General features: G+C 53.6%; 1 pseudogene. It reads left to right on the top strand.

Features of this window, described 5'->3' with window-relative positions:
- Nucleotides 1-281 precede the first annotated feature (281 nt).
- Nucleotides 282-737, top strand: a pseudogene (locus ACWKWM_RS27825) (REP-associated tyrosine transposase).
- Nucleotides 738-866: the final 129 nt, after the last annotated feature.

Genomic DNA, 866 nt, shown 5'->3' with positions numbered 1-866 from the left:
TGGCTCGCCAACAAGTTGTCTCCTACAGAGTGCGTGCACGGCTCAAGTCTGTAGGAGCGAACTTGTTCGCGAGGCGGTTTGCCTGACACACCGTAGCGTCTGGCTCGCCAACAAGTTGGCTCCTACAGAGTGCGAGCACGGCTCAATCTGTAGGAGCGAACTTGTTCGCGAGGGGGGGGCTGGTTCAGAAACATTCAGGAAAACAGCACTCATAGAGCATCTATACCTTCACCTGTAGATTCTCGGGCTCTCGTTTATGTGCCATGGAGGGTCATACATCGATGCGCCAGGAATACAGCCATCGTCTTCGAAAAGGTCGTTTCTCTGAAATTGGCCGTATCTACAGCGTAACGTCGGTCACAGAGGGACGTATCCCGTTGTTCAAAGATTGGTGTTCCGGTCGATTGGTCGTCCGAGAATTTCGAGCTGCTGAACAGGATAAATTGGTTTAATCACTTGCGTGGGTGGTGATGCCGGATCATTTTCATTGGTTGTTTGAACTCAAGTCCGGTTCTCTGGACGCTTTATTGAAACGGGTCAAAGCTCGAAGCTCGATTGCGGTCAATAGGGCTACCCAAGGCCAGGGGCGCATATGGCAAAAAGGATTTCATGACCGGGGGATTCGGTACGACGAGGACATACAAAGCGTGGCGCGTTATATCGTCGCGAATCCCTTACGGGCGAGGTTGGTAAGTCGACTTGGTGATTATCCGCTCTGGGACGCGATATGGGTGTGACGCTTTGGCCGCTACCCTTGTTCGCGAGGCGGCGTGCCTGAAACACCGCAGCGTCTGGCTCGCCAACAAGTTGTCTCCTACAGAACGTGTGCACGGCGCAAGTCTGTAGGAGCGAACTTGTTCGCGAGG

Source organism: Pseudomonas rosaeacicularis (genome assembly GCF_057128745.1).
This window is presented reverse-complemented; position numbering and strand designations above follow the sequence as displayed.